At 49.9% G+C, this 1,216-nt stretch carries 2 protein-coding genes; both read left to right on the top strand.

Annotation, left to right across the window (positions count from 1 at the left end; translation table 11 throughout):
* Positions 1-921 (top strand): type I-E CRISPR-associated endonuclease Cas1e (gene cas1e / locus KDK19_RS18945; RefSeq protein WP_257275563.1); only part of this gene is annotated, 921 nt, incomplete at its 5' end.
* Position 922: 1 nt separating this feature from the next.
* Positions 923-1,210, top strand: coding sequence for a type I-E CRISPR-associated endoribonuclease Cas2e (gene cas2e, locus KDK19_RS18940; protein WP_257275562.1), 288 nt, complete (start codon positions 923-925; stop codon positions 1,208-1,210).
* The last annotated feature ends 6 nt before the right edge of the window (positions 1,211-1,216 follow it).

Below are 1,216 nucleotides of genomic sequence, written 5' to 3'. Positions count from 1 at the left end.
ATGTCGTTTATCCCACTAAAACCCATCCCAATCAAAGATCGGATGTCCATGGTGTTTGTCAGCAAAGGCCGGATAGATGTCCGTGATGGCGCTTTTGTTGTGGTTGATGAAGTCAAAGGTGACAGAAAGCATATTCCTGTGGGTTCTGTCGTTTGTATTATGCTCGAGCCAGGTACACGGGTGTCCCATGCTGCCGTCAAACTGGCGGCAACGACCGGGACATTGCTGATTTGGACGGGTGAGTCCGGTGTTCGACTCTACTCGGCCGGACAGCCGGGCGGTGCAAGGTCAGATAAGTTGCTCTATCAGGCAAAACTGGCTCTGGATGAAGAACTGAGACTTAAAGTCGTTCGCAAGATGTTCGAGTTTCGTTTTGGTGAGCCTGCCCCTTCTCGTCGTTCAGTGGATCAACTGAGAGGGATCGAAGGTGCCAGGGTCAGGAAAACGTATCAGCTGATGGCAAAACAATACGGTGTGGAATGGAAGGGGCGAAGTTATGACCCAAAGGATTGGGAATCAGGCGACACCATCAACAAATGTTTAAGTGCCGCTACAGCCTGCCTCTATGGCGTTACTGAGGCGGCGGTATTAGCGGCGGGCTATGCCCCTGCGATCGGATTTATTCATTCTGGCAAGCCCAAAGCATTTGTGTATGACATTGCTGACCTGTTCAAATTTGAAACAGTGGTGCCTGTCGCGTTTCAGATTGCTGCCAAGGGTACCCATAACCCGGACAGGGATGTACGTATCGCCTGTCGTGACAGTTTCCGTAAAACACGACTTCTGAAAAAGATCATTCCCTCTATTGAAGAGATTCTGGCGGCAGGAGAAATTACGCCACCTCCACCGCCGGATGATGCACAACCACCGGCGATTCCTGAGCCTGTTTCTATTGGTGACACAGGCCATAGGAGCAGTTGAAATGAGTATGTTGGTTGTGGTGACTGAAAATGTGCCACCGAGATTGAGAGGCAGGTTGGCTGTCTGGCTTCTGGAAATTCGGGCAGGCGTGTACGTTGGTGATGTCTCTATAAGAATCAGGGAAATGATTTGGGAGCAAATTAATGCGCTGGCTGAAGATGGCAACGTGGCCATGGCCTGGGCCACCAACACAGAGTCCGGATTTGATTTTCAAACCCACGGCAGAAACAGGAGAATACCGATTGAAGAAGATGGTTTAAGGCTGGTTCTTTTTAAATCGGAAGAGTAATTAATC

It is taken from the genome of Endozoicomonas sp. ONNA1 (genome assembly GCF_024606325.1).
Lineage (GTDB): Bacteria > Pseudomonadota > Gammaproteobacteria > Pseudomonadales > Endozoicomonadaceae > Endozoicomonas_A.
Note: the sequence above shows the minus strand (reverse complement) of the source record. Positions and strands in the feature narration are given on the sequence as shown.